General features: G+C 64.8%; 2 protein-coding genes (1 of these 2 running past the window's edge). Both read right to left on the bottom strand.

The annotated features are described in order from the left end of the window. Positions 1–176 precede the first annotated feature (176 nt). Complete coding sequence (locus tag ABH933_RS03600; RefSeq protein WP_429415163.1) at positions 177–452, bottom strand: hypothetical protein; 276 nt, start codon at positions 450–452, stop codon at positions 177–179. Further along, positions 433–26494 carry the 3' portion of a LuxR C-terminal-related transcriptional regulator gene (locus ABH933_RS03595; RefSeq protein WP_429415160.1) on the bottom strand. The gene runs 17105 nt beyond the window's last position, so 26062 of the gene's 43167 nt are visible here — the last part of the coding sequence; the start codon falls outside the window, past its right edge; the stop codon is at positions 433–435. Before ABH933_RS03595 ends, ABH933_RS03600 begins: the two co-directional genes overlap by 20 nt.

Here is a 26494-nt window from a genome sequence, read left to right as displayed (position 1 = left end):
CGGCCATCGACGTTACGTGCTCGATTCGTCTACCGATCAGCGGCGGCTTCCCGCGTTTGGGGAGACGGGTTACCGGGTAACGAAAGCCGCTCTGCCACAGGCGTGCCGGCGCTATTCGCGGCAACCCCCACGCGCGCCCGGACCCCATCGACATGCCCGGCGCCGGAGTCGCGAGATTACCCGTCCTCGGTGGACTCGGGGACGTCCATGCCGGCATCGCGCAGGACGCGCGCCAGCATGTCCGGATCTATCGGGTTCTCCGGCTCCTCGTCCAGCAGCGGGTTCTCCCGGGCCAGCGGAAGCAACTCGTCGTAGCCCGGATCGCCCGGCTCGAACTCCTCGAAACCGTCGAATGCGATGCCGTCGTCGGTCACACCACCCACCCATCGCACGATCGTCACGCCGTCGCGGGCGAGCATGGGCGGGGCGGAATCATCCGAATGCTCGTTCAAAATATTCCTCCAATTCGCGGGCGATCTTTTTGTTCCCGCAAGCGAACTTGCGCAGCTGTTTGTTGCCCAGCGACCACGCCGCGAACGCGTGGGCGAACGCCTCGACCGGTTCGTCGCAATAGTGCCACCAGTCACGATGGCCGCCAATGACCTGAAGCATCCTCTCGCACAGGTCCCGCCACTCCTTCCCCTCACTGAGCCAACGCCCGCCGGTACCGTAGGCGGCGTCGGCCGCATGCCCGAATTCGTGCAGGACCAGCATTCCGGGGCCGTGTCCCTTGGCCTTGGAGGAGTCCACGTACAACCGTCGTGGACCACCGCAGTACAGGCCCGCGACGCGGTCCCACGACACCCTCTCATTGGGTCCCTCGGGGTGATTGCGGACCGTATTCTCGAGGCCGGGCTGTTCTCGCACCGGTCTTTTGCCGATAATAATTCCACCGTCCGGCATGGCGTTCATGTGGTCGGTAATCCGCTGGTAGATATTCGGGCGCAGCCGTGCGATGTCCTCGACTGCCTGCGCGGTTTCCGCTGTGTTGTCCAGCCTGTTGATGAAGAGCCCGCCATCGATCGGCGGGAACGCCACGATGAACTCGCAGCCCTTCGACAGCTGCACCCGTTGGCCGGGGCGCAGCAACTCCTTCACGCCGGGCTCGATGGGTTTCCCGTCGATGTAGGTGCCATTTGTCGAACCTTCGTCACGGATCCACACCCGCCCCGACGGATGGACGCCAACGCTCGCGTGCCGCCAGGATATTTTCTCCCTGCCGGGCAGGCTGGTGGGCAGCAGCGGGCTCTCCCGGCCGATCAGTGCCGGCTCGCCGCCGCGCACGAGGTCGAGCGCCACGTCACCGGATGAACTGTTCAGCCGCACCGAGATGGACAGATCGGGTTCCCACCCGGACTCATCGGTGTATTGAGCGGATCCGTACCACTTGCCGAGGCGAATCCGGCTGCCGGGCCGGAGTCGCTTCGGCCCGGCGTCGGGGTCGACCTTGATGTTGTCGACCCAGGTCCCTCGAGTGGAGCCGACATCACGCAACCACAGCTCACCGAATTCATCGCGGTAAACGATGGCGTGCCGGCCCGACACCGACTCCTCCTCAGCGAGGTGACCAGCCATCGGCGAATCCAGGGCGCGGCCGATCGGCACCGCCTCGCCGCGCCGCAGGCGTAGCGGCGGGACGTTCTCATCGTCAGAGAGCCGCAGCGCCAATGGCTCTTCCTCGCCGACGCGGAGACCCGCATCCACACCTCCGAAGCGCAGGCGGTCCTGGAGAATCACATACCGCTTCTCCCCCGCCGGAACCTGCTCGCCGTTGACCTCGACCCCGCGTAGGCTGCGCGGGTTCGGATTCTGCACCCAGATCCGGCCGTCGAGGTCGCGGCCGACCACAGCTTCGTGGGGTTCCAGGAGATTCAGGACGGTGTACACGTTCAGGTGATCGATATCGACCCGAGCCTGCTGGCCCGGCTCGAGCTGGATCGGGCGCTCCCGCGGCTTGTCGAAATACAGTGCGATAGGCGAGAGTTCGATGTGCGCGCCGTCCCCGAAACTCGCCGTGCCGGCGAACTCGGGACCGAGCCCGATCTGATCGCCCGCCGTCAGGGTGACCTTTTGCCCGGGCGCGATCCTGTCCCCGTTGATCCATACTCCCGGTGATCCGGCGCGATCGCGGATCCACACCCGGCCGTCATGGTCGAGTCCCAGCTCGGCATGCTGCGGATCGACTCCCTCGGCGCCGTTCAGCTGGGTGGCGAAGGGCGAACGCTGATCGGTGCCGACCGGAACTGCTCGCCCGGGCTCGAGCCGCACCGGCATCGCATTCGGCCCGTTGCCGATCCGCACTTCGATCGGGTCGGTATCGGGCGGCGCATCCGGCGGGCGAAACTGCACATCACAGCGGCATCGACCGAGTTCGACGGTGTTGCCCGGTTCCAGGGTTCGCTGTTCACCCGGTCGAAGTGGGATGCCACCGACCCAGCTGCCGTTGGTCGAGCCGACGTCCTCGATCCACACCCGGCCGTTCTCGTCCATGCCGATACGTGCATGTCGGCCCGACACGTATTCGCGGCTAATCGTGCCGTGCGGCACCATGTCTCGGCCGATATCGACGAATTGCCCTCGGTACAGCGAGAATACGGGCCCGTCGGCGCCGAACAGCCGCACCTCCGCCATCTGGCGCACGAAATTCACACCGAGCTCGAACCCGCGCCCGAGCATGACCTTCTGGCCGTCATAGATCCGTATCCAGTTCTCACCGGCCAACTGCTTGCCGTCGACGAAGGTGCCGTTCAGCGAGCCGGCGTCGCAGAGAAAGACGTGGCCGCGCTCGTCCACCAGAATCTTCGCGTGGCTGTGTCCGACCCCGACCACCTGTGCGATGTCTCGCAGCGGGGAGCCGTCGCCGCGCCCGAGGACGTACACCCGGCCGGGAACCAGGCGGAGCGGGACACGTGTGCCGTCCGGTCCGGTCAGCAGCACATCGACATGACCGCCATCCGGATGGCGGTAGAACACGGTGCCGCCAGGGGGTACCGGTGGTGCAACCGGTTGGTGGCCGTCATGCACAGGGCCAGGATCCGGCTCGCCTCGCTGTTGCACTCGCGGCGATTGTTCTTTCCTGAAATGGCCGAGACGCGGATCGCTCGGCCAGTGTTGCGGCTGCCCGCGCTGTCCTGGAGGAACATTCCCTTCGGAGTCCGGACGCGGCTTGTTCTCGGGCTCACCTGCGGGTTCATTCGGGGGGCCGGTGATAGCGCCAGTGGGCTTGTCCTCGGGGTCGACCGTAACCGATTCATGACCGGGCACAGCGCGCAAGAGACCTTCGATCTCACTGGCAGACAACACATGCGAACCCCTACTACCCAGAGCACGATGCGCAATGATCCAAATCTTGCCGATATCCCGATAACGCTGCGTAGCCGCCCAACCCGGAACATCAACGCTCTCATCGAAATCGAAACCCCCTGCCCCAGACAGGAACTCATCCAACACCCCATCAGGCGGAGCATTCCCCTGGAAAGGACTGGGACCACGCACAACATTATTCTGATCAAGAACAAACACATTCGACCGCTCGCCGACAGGATCCCTATTCGGCAGATGGGTGAGAAGCACAACGTGTTTGGCGCCGTTCTGCTCGACCACCACCGTCACACTATCGACACCACTACCGGGATCCTGCACCACATCAGCCAACACACCCAGATCAGTAGTACCGATCAAAGCGAACTCCCCCGCAGTGACAGCCTCGATAAGCTCGTAATCCTCCACCTCCTCCGGCAAAGACACAGCCCCCACACCACGAGAACCAGCATCAATCCCCACCGACCTCGCCGCCGCGGAATACCACTCGACACACTCCTCACGGTCCGTCGGCCGGACGGAATCGCTCTCGGGAGACCCGATCCCGGAAACGTGGGATTCAGGATTCTTGTCCGCCTCCGACAACATCCCCGCAAGCCCGACCGATGTCGGCGCCTCCTCCATCACCGCGGTGGCTTCCGACTCGGAAGCCACCACGCCCGCCGAGCCATCGACCACCCCACCTGACCCCCTGCGACCCCAACCACCGGCAATCCTGGAGTCACGAGGAGCGAAAACCCCCCCGGCGGGAACGGCGTCGTTGCGGTGACTCGGTGCGGCCGCATCCAGCGCAGCGTCGCCGCCGGATTCGACCGCGATCTCACCATCCGCGCCGACGGCTGCGGCCCGACCCTGGCTGTCGAGGAAGACAGCCCACACCGGGCGGCCCGACGATCCATGTGGGACAACACTATTGGCTCTGAGCTGACCCCCGTCCGGGTCCCGCAACTCGATCCGCTCGTCCCCTTCTGCCGAAACGCGGCGCACCAGCCCGTAGGCGCGGTTCGGGTCATGACCATCGACCACGAGCACCGACACGCCGTTCCCCCGCCCAGCACCATCCAGCGACCGCCCCCACGTCAGCAAGTGGTCACGCAGCTCGCCGATATCGGTGAATTGCTGTAGCTGCGCACCCGTCATCGCTTGCAGGACGTCGCCGATCGAGGCATCCGGCCCCGTAGCGGCCATTTCGGAGAAGCTGTCGCCGTACATCTTCCGGAAGTCCTGCGCCAACAACCACGGCACCGCGTCGCGGCGCATTTGCTCCCAACTCGCCAAAACCTCTGCGGGCGAGGACCCGTCGCGGGTCAACGTCAACCAGTGCAGCACCCGCGCCGGATGCGTCAGTGGCAGCGACGGGTCGATCCCACCCGTCTTGCCCCCCTCGGCCAGCGCCTCGCCGGGCGAGAGATCTCCGTTCTTGATCACGTAGGAGGGAAGCCATCGCCACCACTCCTCGAATTCCAGATCTGCGGGAAGCAAATTCTTCTCACGATAGTAATCATAGGCCGACCGCAACAGCGTTTTCACCCTGCGAGACACCTTGAATTTGTTGGCCATATCCACCACGTGAATGAATTCATGGTATACGAGGTCGTACCAAATGTCCCCAGAAGACGCGCCCCATTTGCGGTCTGCCACCGCCGATTCTGCCCGTTCCGTCGCCTGCACGAACGCGGTAGCTTTCTCCAGGCTGACAGTGACCATCTGGCGATGGCTGTCCATGGTCCCATACGAACGCGTGGTCGCAAATACGGAATCAGAGCGGACAGGCCTGAATTCGACCGCCCACAGGTCGAAATTGCCGCCGTATTCCGCAATCGCATCACGTAGCGCGCGGTATACGGATTCGAGGAGCTCCTTCGGGATTGCCGAGTTCTCCCAGTGGCGGATACGAATATGGAGTTCGTCATAGATTCTGCGAACAATACGGGCCTTGGCTTCGCGCTCTCCCGGCAGCTGCGGATCGGCGGGGACGTCGACGTCCTGCGCCGAACTCGGCTCATCGAAAGTTGCCCACACCTCGCCCCACGACTCAACATTCGACCTGGTGGCCACGTCGAGCGGTCCAGACACCTCCGGCCCCACCGAAGCACGATCATGCAACTGGGGGTGCCAGTCGGTGTCCGTAACCAGGAAAGCCGGTGGATCGTCCCGGTGGTCTAGGTGCGGACGGTCTTGGTCGCATTCGACAGATATGTGCAGCGATCGGCGACCGGCATCCGTGGACATCCGAACCGTGAGACGTACCTCGAGCCCTTCTCGCAAATTGCGGCTCTTGTTCCACCCGAGGTCGGCCTGCTCGATCGACTTCAAACACTGGCCCAGATATCGCAATACACCGTGTCCGGCCTGGCGGACCAGTTCGCGTGCCGCTTCGATCTGCGCCGGATCCCGCCAACCGCGCTCGGACATCATGTCGCCGAGCGCCGACGCGACCTCCTCCACATCCTGACCAGCACCCGGCTCGAAGAACAGGGTCAGCTCAGCGTTCTCCCCCAGGTCGCGAATCGCCGCAGCATTCCGATTCGGCTGACCAACCAGATCAACACGACCACCGGACACCTCCGTTACAGGGACGCCTGGCCGTACCGAATCGGACGTGGTCTCGTGGGCATCCGCGTCCGGGTGAACGGCGGATCCATCGTCATCGTCGGCGTGGAATATCACCCACTGCTCAACTCCACCGGACCGACGCGGATACGGCGCGCCCGCCATATCTCGTCCCCGTCCCTCCGACAGATCCAGCGCCGACTCGGCGTCCGGACCGATCCGCGGCGCAGCAGCAGATCCGGCGCGGGACGAGCCACTCTCGCCTACCGGCGATTCCCCACTATGCCCGTCCCGATCCATGGAATCTGCCGGAACAGCGGAGGAACCAGCATCTTGTTGGTGCTCTTGCAATTTCATGCCTGGTTCGGTCCGCGGTATGCGCAGCCACCGCCGTATCCGGTTGCCGGCCAGCGCCACCGCCGCCGACCCGGCAACCACACCCACAACGGTCAGAACGGAATCGCCGCTCCCCAACCCAGCGGATGCTGCCGAGGCACCCACGACGATCTTTCCAGCCACCGCAACGGCAGGAATGCCGATCGCCCCGTGCCACGAAGTGCCGCGCTTACGCCAATCTCGTAGGACAGCACGGAATCCGTGTCCTTCCCGCCCCTCCACGCTCGGCGAAGCAGCGTGGCCTGGCGGGACCACGGACGAATCGCCTGCGCTCGCCTGCTGCGGCTCGGCGACGACATCCGCCTCCGACGCCCCTCGCGCGGCCTCGCCCCGCGGCTCGCCCGAATTCTCCTGCGACTCAGGTGTATTCGGGTGCTGCCAGCCGGCCGAGGCATCTTGATTTCCGTAAACGCCCCCCGCACTCCGGCCGTCCCGAGTTCGCCTCCGGACCCACCGGGTGCGCTTTCCTTCCTTGCGCGCAGCCGGACTGGCTGCTCGCCGGCGTTCGAGCTCGGCTGCGCACTGGGAGTGCTTTTCCAGTGCCGCCTCGAGTGTGTTCGCAATGCCGTCAGCGCGCAGCTGCTGAACCACGGCCTCGGCAAGTTCGAGCGGATCCGGCATCGGCTCTTGCTTGGTCCTCGCCACGATGTCCTGCATATTCGCATCGGACCAGTGGGCCCACAGGTAATCCCACAGCGCGCTCGCAACGCCGTCGGTGGCCCGCTGGAGTCGACGACGTTCCTCGAGCCGAGGCTGTATCCGGTTCTCGGCTAGCGACCAGGCTGCGGCAGCCCCGGCCACACCGACCAGAGCCAGAACGGAATATCCGACCGCTGGCCACACAGCGGCACCCACGCTGCCCGGCGCAATCTTCCCTACGGCCGAGGCCCTTTCGACCACCGCGAGACCAGCAATCGCGTGCTGAGAATTACCATGCCCATCGATTCCCGGCAGCAGGCCCCGGATGTGGCGTCGACGCCCCGTCGCACCCGGCGCAACCGCCCCGGCATCATCTGCAATAGCCCCATCCTCGGCAACACCCACACCGAGATGCGGAACCATTGGGGCGCATGAGGTAAGGGTCAGGGTGGTGTTGTCTTCGCCCCCGTTACACAGCGCTCGCTCCAGCAGCAGGGCGCCCATGCGGTGCAGGTCGGTGCCGTGGCCGCTGTCGAAGATGATGTCCATCTCGTGCGGTTCCGGGTTGGTGCCCCACAGCCCGTCGGTGCTGACCAGCACCACATCCTTCTCCGAAACCTCACCGGAGGTGGTGTAAGTCGAGTACATGGCGTCGTTCGCTGATGGTGGTCCGGCGTCTTTGCCCAGCACGTGGGCGACCCCATGGGCGTCGGGGTCTCGCATCGCCTCGCGCTGTGTCATGCCTACGTTTTCCACGTAGTACGGCAGCAGCGAATGATCCCGCGATACCGTCTCGGATTCACCCTCGGGCCGCAGCACTTGGATGCGAGCGTCGCCGACCCACCCCCCGACGTACCGGCCGGGCCGGCCGTCACGCCCCGGCTTGACCATGACGGCCGCGATCGTTGTCTTCGGGGGCTTCGCCTCGCCGGCGAATTCGTTGTCGGCCAACGCCTCCACCGCGGCCTGCGCGGCATCGATCGCCCGCCGCATGGCCAGGTCGGCTTCCTCGTCGGTGAAACTCCCCTGCTGGCCGGACGCGAAAGAAGCCAAACTGTTGCGGGCCGCGCGTGCAGCAGCTCGCGCGGCACGGTGAGCTTTCGTCGTCGATCCCACCCCATCGCACACCACCGAGATCCGGACCGGCCCCTCCGGGGTGCCGACCACCTCCATTTCCATCCAGTCCTGGTTGTCCTGCTTCTTTGCGTTCGCGCCCGCGTCGCTGGCCCCGAACATCGACCCCAGATCAACCGCGAAATCGGAAACAGGATCGGTGGCATCGCCTGTAGCCGTGGCATCCTCGGAAAACGAGACCGACCCCCACCCACCTTCCAACTCGGCCACCGGACGCAGCACGGGATCGGAGGCCAGCGCCTGCACCGCCGCGTGAACCTGCCCGATCACCTCACCGGGTGCCGCCGCCTCGGCGCGCCACCACGCTACAGCGGCACCAAGACTCAGCAACCGCTGACGCTGGTGCGGGGAAATATCCGCACCGAGCAGATCGGCGAACGCGTCAACTCGCTGCTTCGTCTCGCAGTACTCGGCAACCGCGGACCGCATCGCCCCCTGCAGCAGCTGCTCCTGTGGGCCCGGCCCATCGTCAACCGGACGCTCCGCCAGTCCATCCTCGTAGCTCGATTCGTCCAGATCACGCGCCGCACGCAACCCATCCGCGGCATCGATCATGGCCTGGCGCGCAACATCATGGGCGACAAGGGCTTCCAGCCCTGCCTGTAGCTGCTCCGCACCGGGGGTGTTCGGGTTGCTGCCGTCCGGCGTGGATGAAGTGGATGTTTTCCACGGTGTTTCCGAGGTCGAGGGCTTGCCGCCGGCTCCTTCGGGGGCGGCGCCGGGAGGTGGTGTGATGTCGATACGTCCCTCGCGCACTGCCTCCGCCAGTGCCGCTCGGCCTTCGAGATCAAGTTTGCGGACAATGCGGTCCAGATGTGTCCGGACCGTCCCGATCGATATCTGCAACTCGTTCGCGATTGCGACAGTCGACAGTCTTGCTGCGACACGTCCGAGGATTTGACGTTCCCGTTCGGTCAGCATGATATCGGTGGATCGGGAGGTGTCTGCGGGTGAGTCGACAGGGAGCTTGCCTGCTCGCAGTGCCGCCACCGCGATCGCTGCCCTGTCGCTCGCACCGAACGCTAGACCGCACCGATGGAGGTCGGTCTTGACGGTGTCCACGGACAGCGTCAGCTGTCGAGCGATTTCCTTGTTCGACAGTCCTGCAGCGACGAGTTCGAGGACCCGGGTCTCCCGTTCGGTCAGAGTGACTTCGGTGAACTGGGGTGAATCCTCGTCCGTGGGGAGCTCGCCTGCGCGGATTGCCGCCACCGCCATGCCGGCTCGATCGGTAATGCCGAGTTTGCCACCTATGCGCGCCAGATGGGTCTTCACAGTAGCTGCAGAAATCCCCAGCTGCCGAGCAATTCGATTGTTGGACAGGCCGTTTGCAACGCCGCTGAGGATCTCGATCTCGCGAGCGGTGAGGTCGTTGCGACTGGGAGTCTCCGGATTCACCGGGGGGTGGTCGGCAAGCGCGTTCTCATACACCAGGGTGGCGAGTCGTCCGACCGCTTCGCGCTGGCGATCACCGATTCGCTGCCTATGGCTGACCGCGACTATCGCTCGGGTGACGACCTGCTGTTCGGCCGGATCGAGTTGGTTGAAGGCTTCTCGATACGTTTCCCTCGTCATCAGCACCAAGGCCTGTTGCACTGGCTCGGCGACCGTCACCCCGGCATCGGACGCGAGGGCCGTCATGACCCATCGCCGATACTGCGCGTCCACGAAATCTACCTCCGGTACCCTCGCGGGCCCGGGGGCGGTCGTGGTGTCGCCGTCCGATGGCGCGTCGTTGCCCTTACCCTCTGTTGCAGGTCCAGCATCCGGGACTTGTGGATTGTCGGCGAGGTCGTCGTCGGTGTCGGATTCGACAGCGGCGGCAGATATCAAACCGGGGATCGCAAGGTCAAGGGCCCGGGCGACGGTGCTCTCTCGATCGCTGGTACCGAGCTTGACGCGGATATTCCTGAGATGAACTACCGCGGTTCCCTGCGATATTCCCAGGTCCGCACCGATTTCCTTGTCGGATTTGCCAGCGATGACCAAGGCGAGTACTTCACGTTCGCGGGCTGTCAGTACGGGGCCGGTTGGGTCAGCGGGCTGAGTTCGGGCGAGAAGGCCTGCGCGCAGTGCAGCCAATGCGAGCAGGGTTCGATCGCCGCTCCCGAACCTGCGGCCGATACGGAGTAAGTGGGTCTGCACAGTGTGAGGTGAGATCCCGAGGTCTATGCCGATTTCCGTATTGGACCTTCCCGCGGCGACCAGGGCGAGTACTTCACGTTCACGCTCGGTCAGCGCGAGATCTGTTGGATCGATCTCGGGAAGCAGGCCTGCGCGCAACGCCACCGCAGCAAGTGCGGTTCGGTCACCGGTTCCAAGCTTTCGACGGATATTCGTGAGGTGCTGGGTGGTGGTGGATTCGGATATTTCTAATGCCGCGCCGACCTCCGAATTCGTCTTGCCCTGGGCAACCAGTGTGAGCACCTCGATCTCGCGCTCGGACAACATGGAGACGGGCGTACCCTGACCGATGAGTATCCCTGCGCGGGACGCCACGGTCGCCATTTCGATTCGGTTACCGGTGCCGAGCTTGCGGCCGATGCGATACAGACTGAGTCCAACGCTGCGGAGCGAGACCGAGAGTTCGGTGGCGATTTCCCGATTCGTCATACCGCGGGCAGCGAGCTCGAGAACTTCGAGCTGGCGCGAGGACAATCCGTGAATTCGCGATCCCGAATGCGATATCGCTGCACCGGTGCCGTCACCGACACCAGCATCGCCGGCGGCAGATGCGTCGAGGCCCGCAGTATGCTCTGGCTCACCTGCGGTTTCGTTCGACGGGCCGGTGATGGGGCCGGTCGGCTCGTCCTCGGTCCCGGGCGGACCTCTCGGAGCCGTGTCGGTCGGCGGGTCACTCGGGCCGATGTTCTCGAAGAACCTGAACGACACCGCTGTCCCGCCATCCGGCGTCGAGTGATGCTCCCACGACCATTCGAGGTCCTCGAGCATGTCGATGGCGGGCCAACCTTCGCGGTTCGCCTCGCTGCGGGCAGGTGCCTGCTGATCTTCGGCCGTCACGGTGATCGTTGCAATGCGATGACCGGGCTCGCCGTGGATTTCAGCCGACACCCGCTGGGATGCCATGCGGCGCACCAATTCCCACGCGATCGCAGTCGCCACATCGGCCTGGTCGGGGAAGGGCCACTCGACCAGCGTGCGGTAGACGGGCTCCATGGCCTGCGCCGCGACGGCAAGACCGAAGTACCGGGTAGCGGTCTCGACCAGACGAGCGATCTGTGGGGGTGCGTCCGCTTGTCTGCTGATGCGGCGCAGCTCGTGCAGCGGATCGCTGCTGGCCGCCGGCATCCATCCAGCGCCGAGGTCCGGCACCCCGAGTATCGCAGCCAACTGCTCGTCGAGTTCGCTGGCCAGCTCCCGCAACTCCGCCACCGGCCTCGCATCCGGGTGACCGCCCATCGCATCCTGGACAGCGATGTCATAGATCAGACGCCTGCCGATCCAATGCGGGAGTTCAGCGAGCCGAGCCGGCAGTCCGTGTCCGGTCGGCTCGAGATCGTCTCCCCGGACCACTTCCATGACAACACGGATCGCCGACTCCGCCACATCGATCGCCTGCTTCACGCCACCGGGCAGGCGCAGCACCGACTCCGGCGGTACCCCGATTACCTCAGCCAGACGCGCCGCCTCGGAAGCGGTTTCATCCGGGGACCCGTTTCTGTGGCCTTCAGCCCATTCCTCCTGGTCAGGCATCTTCGGTGCGCGGCCGCGCTCGTCGTCCTGCGGTTCGGATGATGCCGTGGGCTGCTCCGCATATTCCCATGGCTCCTGCGAGTTCTCGGAACTTATCTGGCCCCGCCCCTGGACGGAATGGTGGCGCACGCCAGATGCTTCGGCGACGGGTTCGGTTGTGCCAGAGTCGAATTCCGGTGACTCAGCGATCTCACCGGCTGACCCGGATTTCGCCGAATCAGCGTCGATCAAATCGGCCCACACCAAACCATGATCGGACCAGCCCGGCGGCTGCCCGTCCCACATGTCACCGCCGGCGATCCAGCGCAGGCCACCATCGGTCCGGGTCGTCACCACGCCGCTTTCCACGACATGGGACTCCGATGACGAGTAGATCTGATCGGGTGCGCCGTGCCAGTCGGGATGCGGAACGGTTTCCTGTTCCGGCGACAGAGCGGCACCCATGCCGGCCTCTTCGAGGAGACCACCGTAGACGGTGCCCGGGCGATCAGTGTTCAGGTCAGCGGCGAGCACGGCCCGGCCGGAGATCAGCGGGCGTAACACGACCGCAATCTCATCGGCATGCACGGCGCCCGCAACCGACTCGTAGCTTTGCCCCAACGCGCCTAGGGGAGTTGGGTGCATGTTGACGAACTTCCGCCCACCAATTGTGACGACCTGCGCGAACCGGTCGTGCGGCTCGACCAGCTGGCCCTTGAAGCGCAGCTCCATCCGCGGGACAGGCAGCCGGTGGTCGCTGCCGGATTCGATCGGCCTACGGCTGATGACCGCGATATGCAGCCGTTTGCCCTCGGTGATGTGCGAGGGACACATGTCCGTCTCGTACACATAGTCGTACCCCAGCGCCTCGGCCAACCGCCGCGCCGTCGAGCCTTCGGCATCGGCCTCCGACTCCTGCACGCAGACGACGTCCGGATCGACCAGTTTCAGTAGGAGGCAGAAGTAGGAGAAACCACCAACATAGTCGAACGCGTCATACGAACGAGAAAGCATCGCGCCCGCGATATTAAACTGCGCGACCCGCAGTGGCCGTGACGAATCCACCCGCGCGCCACGATCGTGAGTGGGATCGAGCACCGCGCTACGCCTGTCAGCCGGCAACGCGGACACCAGATCCAGAAAATCGCGCGCCGCGTCCTCACCATGCTCCGCGAGTACTCGCGCATGCCACTCGGCGATCGCATCGTCCACCACACCTCGATCCCGCTCTGGCAAGGCAACGGGCTCACTTGCTGGACCAGAATCGTCGGCAAGGCTGTTCGCCGCCGACTCGGCGGAACCATCGATCGGCCACACCGAAGCCTCATCGGACGGCACCCCGGCATCACCACCGTCATCGGCTTCCTCCGGGCCGGAATCCAGCTCGCTTTCGGTCTCGAAACCGGGCTGGTTGGCACTCGCACCCGCCAGATCCGGATTCTCCGCGTTGACTATCCACGGGACGGAGCGCTGTCCGTCCGCCCCCCATGCCACCATCGGATCCGCCGCAGCCCTAGCTCTTTTCGCCGATGGAAGATCAAAAGCCTCGGCAACGGCCTCCGCCGACCCCGGAGCACTCGAGCGCCGCGGGGCAACCCTGGCACCAGTTTCGGCAGCAGGTGATGATGCGGGTTCATTCGGCGGGCCCGTGATGGGACCTCTGGGCTTGTCGGTCGGGTCGACGGTGACCGATTCGTGACCGGGCACAGCCTTGGCGCGCAATAGATGTTCGATCTCACTGGCAGACAACACATGCGAACCCCTACTACCCAGAGCACGATGCGCGATGACCCAGACCTTGCCGATATCCCGATAACGCTGTGTAGCCGCCCACCCTGGCACATGAATACGCTCGTCGAAATCGAAACCCCCTGCCCCAGCAAGGAACTCCTCCAACAACCCATCAGGCGGAGCATTCCCCTGGAAAGGACTCGGACCACGAACCACATTATTCTGATCCAGAACAAACACATTGGGCCGCTTACCGACAGGATCCCTACTCGGCAAACGAGTAAAAAGCACAACATGCTTCGCGCCATTCTGCTCGACCACCACCGTCAGGCTATCGACACCATTACGCGGATCCTGCACGACATCAGCCAACACACCCAGATCAGTAGTACCGATCAAAGCGAACTCCCCCGCAGTGACAGCCTCGATACGTTCGTAGTCTTCCGCCTTCGCCGGCAAGGACACAGCCTCGACACCACGGGAATCAGCATCGATACCCACCGACATCGCCGCCGCGGAATACCACTCCACACACTCCTCACGGTCCGTCGGCCGGACGGCGATATCGCCTGTGGACTTCTCGGTGCGGAGGGATCGAGCTTTCCAGCGGGCTACCTTGGTACCTCCACCGGTACGCCGCACCAGATAGCCTTTGTTGCGCAGCAGCGCATACGCCCATTCGACCGTCAGGTATGACAACGCCGGATCATTCCACAGATCGCGCACCGTAGGCAGGACAAGGTCCACCATCAAGGCGCCGGAAATGATCGCCTTGCGCAAGGCATCCGCCAGCTCAGGCCCACCGATGCGGATCTCCGTCCCTCGCGTCGCCGGCGATCCGAATCCGAGTATCTCCATCAAGCGCTCCGGCGAAATCCGCGGCCCTACGAAGATGCCCGAGTCGTCCGAAGCTGACCGTTCCGGCCAGCCGTCCGGGCTGGTGACCTGCATCCCGATCCCCGCAAGGTACCCCAGATACCCTTCATCTCGCAGCTGCGAGTAGGCCTGCTTCACCTTGTTGGACGGCAGCCCGGTGACCCTGCCGCAATCCCGCAGCGAGGGCAGAACCAGGCCAGGGGGCAAGTCTCCGCCACGAATCGCCTCGCGCAGTGCGAATACCAACGCCGCAGTGCCCGTACGGAATTCGAATTCATGCGATCCGGACGTCAGTATCTCCAGCAGATCCGCTGCGGCGATCTTCCCGACGGTCACCAAGCCCGAATCTTGCGACTCGTCCGCGGCCGGCCATTGCCCGCGGGGCGCCACCGTCGTGCCGGCCAGCCCGCGGCTGACCACCAGGTAGCCTTCCTTGCGCAATCGGCCGTAGACCTTTACCACGGTGTCCTTCGCTACCAAGCCCGGATACCTACCGAGCAACCGGACCGAGGGCAGCCGCGTACCTTCCGGCAACAAGCCGTCGTGAATCGCCGTCCGGATCGCGTGCCGCAGCGGCGCGAGGGAGCGGCCCGACCGCAACGCCAGGCCCGGGGATGCAGACCGGAGCAGGCTCATGAACTTGTGGCCGCTGAGGTCTACATCGAGAATTCCCCAGAAAACTGCCTGCATGACCGATGCGGTCCGATCCGATGTACCGAGTCGGCGATTGATCCGGGTGAAATGGGTTCTCACGGTTTTCCAGGACAAACCGAGGTCATTGCCGATCTCCTCGTTCGACAAGCCGAGACCAGCCAACCCGAGTATCTCGATCTCGCGATCGGAGAGCCTGGGCACGCCCCCTTCCGGTATCGCTTCGAACGAAACAGCGAGCGCGTTCCTGTCGATATCTCCTCGACGCAGCGCCTCGATGACTGCCGCGGTCCGGTCCCGAACGCCGAGCTGCCGCAAGATCGCTTTGTTGTGTGTCTTGATGGTGTTCTTCGACAGGAACAGCCGGCCCGCAATCTTCTCGTCCGACAAGCCCCGAGCCATCAGCTGCAGGATCTCGACCTTTTGAGAGATTGCCGCACGCGGTTCATTCCATGGTGCAACTATCGCGCTGATGTCGCCGCGACGCTGTAGGTAGCCTTCGGCATACAGCTTCGAATACGCCGATGCCAGCGCCGCCTGGGACAGCATCGGTCCAGAACGCAACCGCGAAACCGGGGGCAGTACGTCTCCAACAGCCAGTCGGCCCGATCGAATTGCCTCGCGCAAGACATTCGTCAGCACGAATGGGTGCATCCGGACCTTGTCGGCTCCCGCTGTCGGCACCAGCCGGATGTCGAGTATCTCGAACAGCTGTTGCAGCGTGATCTGCCGGCGCTGCACGAAGGCTGGGGGATCCGCCGACACCGTCGAAACCGAACCGTCATCGCCCTCGGAGTCCTTCGGCGCCATCTCCGGCGACTCCCCCCGGAAGTCGGCGGGCTCCGATTCCAGCGTCCCAGCGCCGACGTTGAACTCCGGACCCCGGCCGGTGCGCGGATCAGCATTCAGTGCCTTGAGCGACGCCACCGGCCACGCACCGTCGGTAGCGCCGGCCCACACGGCCAAGCCCCGATCCTTCTCGGCAACACGATAATCCAGCACGACGGAACCATCCCCCTCGTCCCTGTCGATCCGCGCCGGACCATCAGCCGGATGGGTATATACCAACCGGAACGCATGTCCCAGCTTCACCCCGGAACGCGGCGGCTGGGCCACGATCATCGACACCCCACCCTCGGGCAGCAGCTCCCGGTCCTCGAGCCACTTACCCCACACGCGCAACTCATCGCACAACGCAAATAAATCCGGCCAATACTGCGGCTGCCCGCCATACGCGTCGAACACGGCCGCTGCCGGCACACCATTTTCCGGATCCACCTCGGGAACAACAACATCCGAACGCCCCGACGCAGCCTTGAAACCAGCCAGAGTCGCCGCCGCACAGGAATTCAACCCAGACGGCCACCGCGGCCGCATCCCACCGGCCTCCGGACCGCGACGCGCTCGCGGGTTTCGCTTGCGGCGAGGCGCGAAGAATTCGCCTGAATCGACAGCCTCCCTGCCCGAACCCACGATCGAGCCATCGTCGCCGCCGGCCCTCTCCCCGCCATCGGCGCCATCGTCGGAGTCTGTATCCCGATTCGTACCCTCGTCGGCAGTGCCTCTGTTCCAGGGCAATTCGCCGTATCGGACGGTCCCGCGGGTCCAGCGACCGGCGAACGAGTGTGCGTCTTCGAAGGATTCGAGCTCCCGCGCCCAGCCGGACTCGAATTCGAACCATTCGGCGGCGTCGTAGTCGCGTTCGTGGTTGTCGGCCACTCCGAATCGGAAGTGGGGCTCGCCGCGGGTCTGCACCAGAGCCATGCTGAGCACCGCGCGGACGTCGGTTCCTGTCGATTGCTCGAGCTCACGCAGACGCTCGATCTCGCGCCGCAGCACAGTACGCATGGCCTCTTCGATGCGAGCCCGATCGGCTTCGGCCGGAACATATCTGGGCTTGCGCCGCAGCGTCAGGAACGATGTGACCTTGCCGAGTGCCTCGTCGAGGTCGGAGTGCGGCCCGATCGACACCTCGTTGTCGAACGCGGCCTTCTCCTCGTGCGGTCGATCGCCGACGGTGGATTCCGATCCATCTCGACGCCCGCGGGTCGGCGACTGCCACTGTGCCGACGCATCCTGCTCACCGTCCGCATGCGGGCCGCGGTCGAGCAGCGGCAGCCAGCCCAGCTTGCGCAGGAGGGGAATCGTGCCGAGTGAGGCGATCCCGAGCGCGGCATCCACCGTAATGAAACCGCCGTCGGCGCCACGGCCATTCGCTCGCCGTTTGTCCTGAACTCGCTTTGCGGCGTTACGGATCCGTTGGGTACGTGATCCGGTGGATCCGGAACCGTGTTGCCCGGTGGCGCCGTTCAGGGCTTTGCGGCGCCGGTCATAGAGCTCACCGAGGGGTATTCCTCGATCAGCGGCGTGGTAGGCGTTCACGACCAGGTCACAGACCATTCGCTGCCAGCGTGATTCCTGCACTCCGCTATCTCGGACGGCAACGAACGACCGCCTGAACATCAGCTTTCCGGCCGGCTCACTGCCGAATCTCATCAAATAGTAGACATCGGACATGTCGCCGAACTGAGCCGCGAGCTCCTGCTCGAACTCGAGGTCGAGCTGCTCGCCGGACAGACCTGGCCTTCTCGCGCGCAGATCCCGCAGGAGCGTCGCGGGTATCCGGTCGGCGATGTCGCGCCCACCGGCATACCAGACCGCGTCGGCGTACTCGCCGAGCAATCCTGTGCGAATGAAATTCCTCGCCGCTTCGGTACCGAGATACTCACCGGGAGCCAGCTCCATCAATCGTCGAATTCCGGGAATGGTGAGCACCGACTTGTTCAGCGCGATTCGGGTCGGGTACTGTGCACCATTCCGACGCGCACCGCGCTGCCGCATAAGCATGTGATCCCAGAATCCATTGTAAATCTGAGGGACACCAGCGCCCATTACCACGCTACCGAAGATTCCGAGGATGTTGACCCCGGACGCAGCAGCGGCCACCAATAGCGAAAGGCCGGCGCCGGCGACTACCCCACCGTTCCGCAGGAACAGGTTCGCCCTACGTGCCCTCGGACTGTAGTCCCACACGCCCGGTTCCGTCCGGCCGAATTCATCATCCATCGTGCGAGCTCGAAGCCGGGTACGCAGGCCCGGAAAATCCACCATCATCTGAGCGACCAGCTCGGCTACCGCAACAATGAGATCATCGTCATACGCCGTGTCCAGCAATTCCAGCCGAACCCCGAATCGGCGACGCAAGAATTTCAGTATCCGCGGCCGATCCCATTGCGTGAACAGTGAGCCGAATAGTTCGTGGTCTTGCAGGTAACCCCTGATGTTATAGCTCTCCTCCGGGTCGTAGTGGCTCAGCAGATATTCCGATTCCACCGTCTCCGGCAGCCAGTCGTCGATCGAATACGTCCCGTCCGCGCCCACCCGGATTCGCTTGAATTCGATGTGCTCCCATCGACCCATCCCCGGCAGGAAGCGGTCGAGCAGCGGTCGCGGATCACGCAATTCCGAAACGACCAGGATCGTCCCGTCGGGACACAACCAGGCCGGTCCGTGCTGCCGCGCGCCTCGGGCGGCGGCGTACTGTCGTTCCAGCGCCAACGCACAGGCAGCGCGCACCATCAATGCGTACTCGCACGCCGGAAGCTCGTCGACAATCCCGTCGGCGAACAGCGCCTCCACTGCCGCCTCGACAAGCTCCATCCGGTCCGGCGCCGGATCTTGCGACAGCATCTCCACAATCGGCTGCATGCGTTCGTCGCGCCAGTGAGTCTCACGGGCCGGGTCGGTTGACAGGTACTCCGAGAACTCGTCCCATGCGTCCCCACCAAACTTCCCGAGCATATCCTTCAGCAGAGCGGGGACGCTGATGGGCTCCAGCGAGCCGTCCGCGTGTCCGTCAGCATTGTCCGGATCATGCTGTCGCCCAGCATGATCCGTACCCGCTCCGCCGGATTCACCGGTCCTGGCCTCGTTGTCCTGCCCGGAATCGAGATCCGCCTCGGAGTTCGCGGACCGCGGCAGTTCGGAGGAACCATCGTCCCGCCCGGCTCCCGAGTCCGCCGGGTGCCCGGTGCGCGGTTTGTTCCGCCACCGGCGTATGCGGTTCTCGGCCAGCGACAACGCCGCCGAACCCGCGACCACACCAACCACACCGACCACGGTGAGAATGGTGTGCCCGCTCCCCGACCCCGCGGCAACAGCCGACGCGCCCACCGCCAATTTCCCGCCTGCCGCGAGCTTCCCGGCCGCCGCCACTGCCGGCAGACCGATCGCACCGGGCCCAGGGCTACCACGCCTGCCGAATCCCGATAGCACACCACGGATTCCACGCCTGGCCCGCCGGGCCTCACCCTGCGCGGCGGCACTGTCCGACGCACCCGGCGAACGCGTCGGCTGCTCGGACGAACCGTCCTGCGGCCCGCCGTCCGACGATGCGGTGATCGCGGCCTTCCGATCGTCCCCTGCATCGTCCTGCTCGCCGATACGAGAGTCGGGACCGGCTGGGATATCCGCGGTCCCCTCCACTGCTGCGCGGTCCAGCTCACCCGGCTGCGACGGTGGCGATGCGGCTCGAACGTCCGAACCGTCGGGCTGTGCGCCACCACGCAGCGTGAATTCGCCGATCGCCGCCGAGCCAAACGCAGGCCCGTGTTCGGCGACCCCGTCGGGCGCACCGCTTTCGGACTCGACCTCCACTGCCGGCTCGGCTGGTTCAGCCATGTCATTACCGTGACCGGCGCGTTCCGGCGGTGCGTTCGGCTGCCGGCTGGAGTCACCAGGCAGTTGGGTCGTCTGGGGTGCACCGCCGTCATCGACCTGACCGTCGGGCCGCCGCTCACCGTTACGGTCGAGCACGGCGACCCGGACGGTGCGGCCGGCCGGCTCCTGCGCCGGGGCGAGCGCCAATCGCAGACGGCCCCGGGCCGGGTTGATGTCGGCGACCGCGCCGTCCTTGGGCCAGAACGCGAATTCGCCGGAACCATCGTCGTCGGCGATGTGGACCACAGCCGAATACCCGTCGGGAAGGTCAGCCACGAACGCCAATGCGCCTGCGATAGTGGAAAATTCACGTGGCCGGTCACCGAGCAGGGATCCCCTGTCGGCGGTGACGACGGGGATCACCTCGCTGGGGTACCAGTCGTTGACGGCCAAGGCGATCAGTTGCGCTTCGGTGGACCATTGCGACCGTGGCTCCAGGCCGCGATCGCCGATCAGCGCGGCAGGTGAGTGGAGCCCGGGCGCATACCGGAAACCCTGCTGATCGAGATAACCCACAAGCTGCCGGTAACGCTCGGCAACACCCGGAATCGACTGCGGGGAAACGGCCGTGCACGCCATCAGATGAGCCAGACGCAACAGCTCGCGCCAGTAACGCAGGTACTGCCGGGCCTCCTGATCGACCAGGTCGATCTGGGCGCGCATGGTCGTGTATTCCTCGGTGCCGGTTGTCAGTTCGGCGAATTCGGTCAATGCCCGCAATCGTTCCTCCGGCACGTCCCCGGTGTGGCCGAGGGTGTATGCCCACGAATCGGGCCACGACGAGGAAGGTGGATTGATCGCATTCATCAGCGTGGTGTGCGCAGGGCTCGGTACACCCGCGGGAGACTCCGCGGCGGGAGCGCCGCGTGCGACGAGCATGGTGTCGATCTGCTGGACGCGCTCCCGGTCTGCGATGTGTTGGCGGGCGGCTGCGAGCCACACCTGCGCTTTGCCGGCATCATCGGGTACGAGCTCCGCCCACTGTCTTGCGAACTCGTCGATCCCCTCCCGCGTCCAATGCAGCGAGTTCCCATGGTCGAAGGTACGAAGACCTGCCGAGTCCGGATACTCGATGGCGCCGGTGAGGGTTCTGAGCCGCTCGTAATCGAGGGCCAGATTTACAGCCAGAACCGCCCGTTCCCGTTCGAGGCTCGCGAGATCACCAGCCGGCAGTGCCATTGCGGCCCGCTCACGCGCATGCTGCCGGCAGACTCGCACATACTCGGCCGCCCGCTCACGCGCAGTTGCCAGGACCGATCGACAGCCCTCGGCGCTGAGCCACGCCTTGCCGGACTCGAGCCATGCCTGCGCGCGAGTCTCGAGGCGATCCAACTCCGCGTCGATCGTGTCGGGGGCTACCTGGACAGAGCCCACAACCGACACCGGAAGACGCAGCGCTGCACGCACTTCTGCCGCGAGAAAATACTCATCGATCGCCAGGCGGGCGAGCATGCGGACGGCCGCGATCCCCGAGGGCAGCGGCTCATTCGAACTCGCAGTGCCGCGTGCAAGCTCGTCACCGGTCGACATCGTCTCGGACGACAGCTGCGGGAAATCCTCCTTGTCGCTGGCGACGGGTACGCCGTAGGGCTGAACCGCCGGCCTGGGTCCATCCTCCGCACGGCCCACCGGGAACGTATCGGAAATGCCCGAATAGTCGCGGGAAGCCACATCGACACCCCGCGTCGCAACGCCGTCTTCGGTCCCGTCGGCACCATCATGATGCCGGTCTGGGTCATCTGGTGATCGGCCGTCCAGAACCGAGATGACGTACTCCAACGCCGGGGTGAAGAGCTCTTCGACATTGAATTCGTCGCGCAGTTTCCGATATAAGCCGGGGGAAATCGCTTCGATACGCGCCGCGACTTCCCGCAGACCCGCCACGGTGCTCCGTGCGCTCACGAGCGCAGGCCAAAGCAAAGGATCGGCCGCCACCAGCAATTCGATTATCTCGGCCGCACTGGAAGAGTGTTTGGCGGCCAGACGGTCGCGCTCGGCTCGATAGATGTGCTTCACGGGCCAGGCGCTCTCCACTCCATCGGCGCGCTCCTGGATAAAGCTGCCCCGCGCATCCTCGCGGAGGAGACCGTCACGCAGACCCAAACTATCGGTGATGTACTTTACTCGCACATACTCGGCGAACCCTTCCTCGAATACACGACCTACCGCCGGGCCGAACGGAGGAATGACCATAAGCCCGCTCCGAGCTTTTTCCGGTGTAATGCCACTCTCCGTGATATGTAGGCGCAACAGGCGATGCCGGTTCGATCCGTGGGCGAGCTCATGCACCGCCAATGCCTCGGTATATTCCGGGCCGTTAAGCTCCTCGAGTTCTTTGTTACGGAATACGATCGCCGTATCCAGCTCGGAGATGTACCTACCTTCTATTTCTATCGAACTGTTGCCGCCGATCCTTTCCTGCACAAACTGCTGCAGCTCCGACATTCGGTCACTGTCCACGACAAGAAGCCGCACTCGACGCAGCCCCAACCCGATCACAAACGAATCGACACGGTCCAGGTCCAGACCATCCGTGCTCGAGGAGAACCGTGCGATCAACTCCCGTAGACAATCCGTGTAGATATTGTCGATCCACGCATCCCAGTCCATCGTGACAGGACGTACGCGCGACTCGCCAACACGCTCGAAATACCGCTTCTCTCCCGCATCGACCACAGGCTGGTCGCTCTGGGTATCCGCGACGGGCACGTTCGGGTCGGGCAGGCCCTCGGCACCGCGCCGGTTCACATCGCCGGCCACGGCCTGGTCCGAATCTCGCTGATCGGCCTCCCCCACAGACAATCCAGTGCCGTCCTCGGCATCCGGCCCCGAGTGCTCCGCTGCTGCCGGCGAGCCGGACGCCTCGTTCACCGGACCCTGCACCTGCGGGCCCGGACGGAATCGGCCCGCGGCGGCGAGCGCATCGACTTCGGCGACCACCCGGCGGACGCGCTCGATACCACCCGCACGATCGAGCAGATGGCCGAACGTGGCAATGATATCTTCCGGCGCTGTTCGGTACTCGGTACGGCCTTGATAGAACCCATACCGCTCGATCATGTGGCCGCCAAGGTCGGATAGCCCGCGAAGCACAGTGCCGGATCGAACATTCGTCACCACATAGTCCGACGAGCCCACCGTTCGATCCCGGAACGGCGAATCCTGAACACCCATCGTGCCGACCGCCGCTACGTCATAAACGCAATCACCCTCACCTGGATATCTCCCCACCCTGAAGTCTCGGGCGAGAGAATTGTTCCTACGCACGGCATCCCCGATCTCAGCATGGCTGAGCCCGAGACGGCGTACCACCTCGTTGTCACGAGCCATCGTCTCGAGCAGAGAATCGTCTGGCCCCAGAAAACCAGCCGACGACCCGATGAACTCGACACGATCGGTGTGATCCCAAGCATGCTCGTAATCGAACGGACGCATCCATTGCTCGAGCTTCTCGACCGGGATTCCGTTGATTTCGGTAAGGCTCAGGATCACCTCGGTCGAATTGTCCCCACCGACCACGAACCCGCCCGGCTCGGTGTGCGGCGTCACCGGCTCGATGCCCAGGTCTTGCCTCGTGACAGGTCGCAGGACCTCCGCAGCGATCGGCATGTGACCGTCGCCCGTGAGGGTGTACTCCAACCACCCGTTGCTCAGGCGCAATCCCGGCCGATCGTCCCGCCACCGTCCGAACGACGACGGATCTCCCGGCACGACGGTCAGTCCGACAATATGTGACTGCGCCAGCAGATCATTCGCCCCGGAGCCGGTGACCGGAGTCAACAGGGTGACCTGCCGGTCCGGACTCAACACCACCGCGAGTTCGATACCGCCACGATGCAAACGGAAAATCCCGGGCGCCACCTCCTCGAATCCGCCATCGACAAGCTGCTGCTCGAGCGGAATCCCCAAGCGCACCAACCGGCCCAGCTCGTCGCGGATGGACTCCGATTCTTCCCCGCCGAACGAACCACCATAGTTTGCGCCGAACGCCGCACGCATATCGAACGTGCGCCCACCACGATCCGGGCTTTCTTGGAGGCGGCGAGAAATCACCGGCAATCCATTGCGCCCCTCCGTCACAACAACGGCCAGAAAACGGGCACGGTCACTATTTGCGGACATATGGGGGGCAAACAGCCGAAGCTCGCCCGCCCTCGGCTCGATCAATAGGCCCGCAGCCTCGTAGAGTCCACCCCCCACCGGTCGGACCCCGGGGATCGCAGGTAGACGCTCGGCATAGTCCCGATCGTCCACAACCGAGGGCCACTGCCGCGAGCGGTCCGAGACATCGTCATCCGCACGATTACCCTGATCGCCTTGCGCAATGCGGTGGGCGACTGCGGTGTTCCACTCCTGCGGGCTCAGTGCCTGCAGCTTGTCGTTGTCGTAGTAGTCCCAGATCGGGTCCGACTGTGCGTTGCCGTCGTCAGAATCGTCGAATACGTACAGCTCTTCGACGTGCCTCTGGCTCTGGCTGTCGACCGTGACCCGGCGGTAGTCGATCTCGACGCCGTAGCGGCGGAAATCGCTCGGGGACATGCCGGTGGCCCGTTTCAACAGCGCAGGCAGGTCCGGGTGAGGTCCGGCGACGACGAGCCGCACGCGGTCGCGACCGAATACGATCCCGACGCCCTCCCCGAGCGGGACCGCGCCTTCTTCGGCGAGGACGTCGCGGGCGGCCAATACCGCTGCGGCTCGGCGGGCCTCGGGATAGTCCAACCGGCCGGCGATGACGTCGGGCCAGGCGTTCGTGTCTTGCGGCGTGCGCCAGGTTCGCCAGCCGGGCACCTCGGCGATCTCGCGGTCGAACCGCTGCTGCCAGGCTTCCTCGGATTCCGTCTCCGGTTCGCTCACAGGAAGATTCGCGGTCGGGTCGCGCAGGAACTTCTTGACGGCGTTCGCCAATTCTTGCTTGTCGGCTGCATGCAACCCGTCGAACCAGTTCGCGACCACGCGGCCAGACGTATCACCGCCGCTTTGGGCGATCCGGTATCCGTCCCGCAGGCTGCCCACCATGTACACATCGATGGGAAAGCCGCCGATCTCGATCGTGACAGGAAAACCGTTCACTTGATCGCGTCTGCGGGGGTTCCAGGTATTTCGGTCGCCGACATTCCGGTCGACCTGATGCCGGGCGGCGTCCCGGTCGGCCATGCGCCGGAAGACCGCTAGAGCGCCGAACTCGTCGTCGCTGGCCAGGGCTTTCTCATACAGTCGTGAGACCAGTTCGGCGAGTGAGGTTTTCGCGGTGATCCGGCCGAGCGGCCTGATCCAGGTACCGAACCCGACCCTGGGCTGCCGTTCCCGAACGCATTGCTCGACGTATTCGCGATAGCCGCGCAGCAGATCGGCCCGGATCGCGGCGTTCTCCATCTCCTGAAAACTGCGTGGCTTGACCGTCTCGGCGCCCGGTCCGGCCAGACGGACGCCCGCGGAACTGCGTGAGCGGTCGTAGTCTTCTGCCGCGACCTGCGCGAGGACGATCCGGTAGGCCGGCTCCGGATCCAAGGCACCGGCGAAATTCGGGTTGTGCGCGACCAGGTCGCGCAGTGCCGCGTCCGGGCGGTGTGCGGTGGTGAAGACGATCAGTGCATCGGGTTCGGCACCTTCGGTCCGGATGTGTACGACGTGCCCGCTCACCGGTTCGGCTTCTCCGGTATACAGCCCGACCCGGCTCCGTGCCTCGGTCACGAGTCGTTCACTGGCCACCCCGCGGGCCGACGCCTCCACGTCCAGAACCGACAATGCCTGGTGACGTTCGGCGACCACGGCACAGAACCGGAGGCGCCGCTGGATTTCGGCACGCCGCTGCTCCCATGAGCGCAGCCGACCGGCCAGCGTCGAGTACCGATCCATGCTGCTCTGGCCGATGAAATCCACGGTGGCATAGGCGAATTGGGCGAGATCCAGGTGCAGCTCGGCCGCCAGCGCCTGCCGATCACGTTCAGCGGACTCACGCATCGCGACGACCTGCGGTGAATCCGGTTGCAGCGAAAAGTAGTCGTCGATATTCAGTTCTCGGGACAGCCGCTGCAGTTCGTATGTCAGATCGTTGATCCGCAGGTCGAGAAGGCCAGGATCGGCGCGGACCTCAGTTTGCACGGCGGGTATCAGCTCCGGCACCAGAATCTCCGGCCGCTGATCGCCGAACTGCTCCGCCAGGTCCTCGTGCCGATCGCACACCTGCCGCAGCCGCGCCAACTTCTGGGCCTGCTGCTGCAGCCGCTTCCTGTCTTCCCCGAAGAACTCGCGAAGGACGTATGCGCCGGTCATGGTGGCCTCGTCCAGATCCGCGACCGGGACACCGATGAGGGTCGCCAACTCCTGGCGCTTGGTTGCATTCCGCTTGTCATGCTGGTCAATTCCGACCCGTAGCGAGACATGCCGCCAGTCAGCCGAATCCCTGCCCGGGCCGGCCATCCCGAGATCCCGCAGTAGCTGATCGCGCTCCGCCTCCAACTGCTGAATCTGGTCGAGCACGGCGGCCTCGTGCTCCAGGGCAGCGATCAGGTCGCTGCGTGCACGGGAAAGCGGCTCCCAGTACTCCTCGTATTCGCGGAGGGTGTCATCCCACTCCTGCTGCCACTGCGGCTCGGGATCCTGGTCCACACCGGTTCGGGCATCCAGGTCTTCGAGCCTCGCCCATGCCGTGACACGATTTTTGCGGGCGATGCGGTACCGCCGAGCCAACTCCTCGAGTTCGGACGCCCGTTCCCGCAGTTCCCGCACGCGGGCCTCGCTTCGGCGCAGTACCGCGGAATCGGCGCCAGATGCCTGCGCC

Origin of the sequence: Nocardia sp. GP40 (assembly GCF_050434125.1) — a bacterium.
Classification (GTDB): domain Bacteria; phylum Actinomycetota; class Actinomycetes; order Mycobacteriales; family Mycobacteriaceae; genus Nocardia; species Nocardia albiluteola.
The sequence above is the reverse complement of the archived record's forward strand: the minus strand, read 5'-3'. Positions and strand labels throughout refer to the sequence as shown.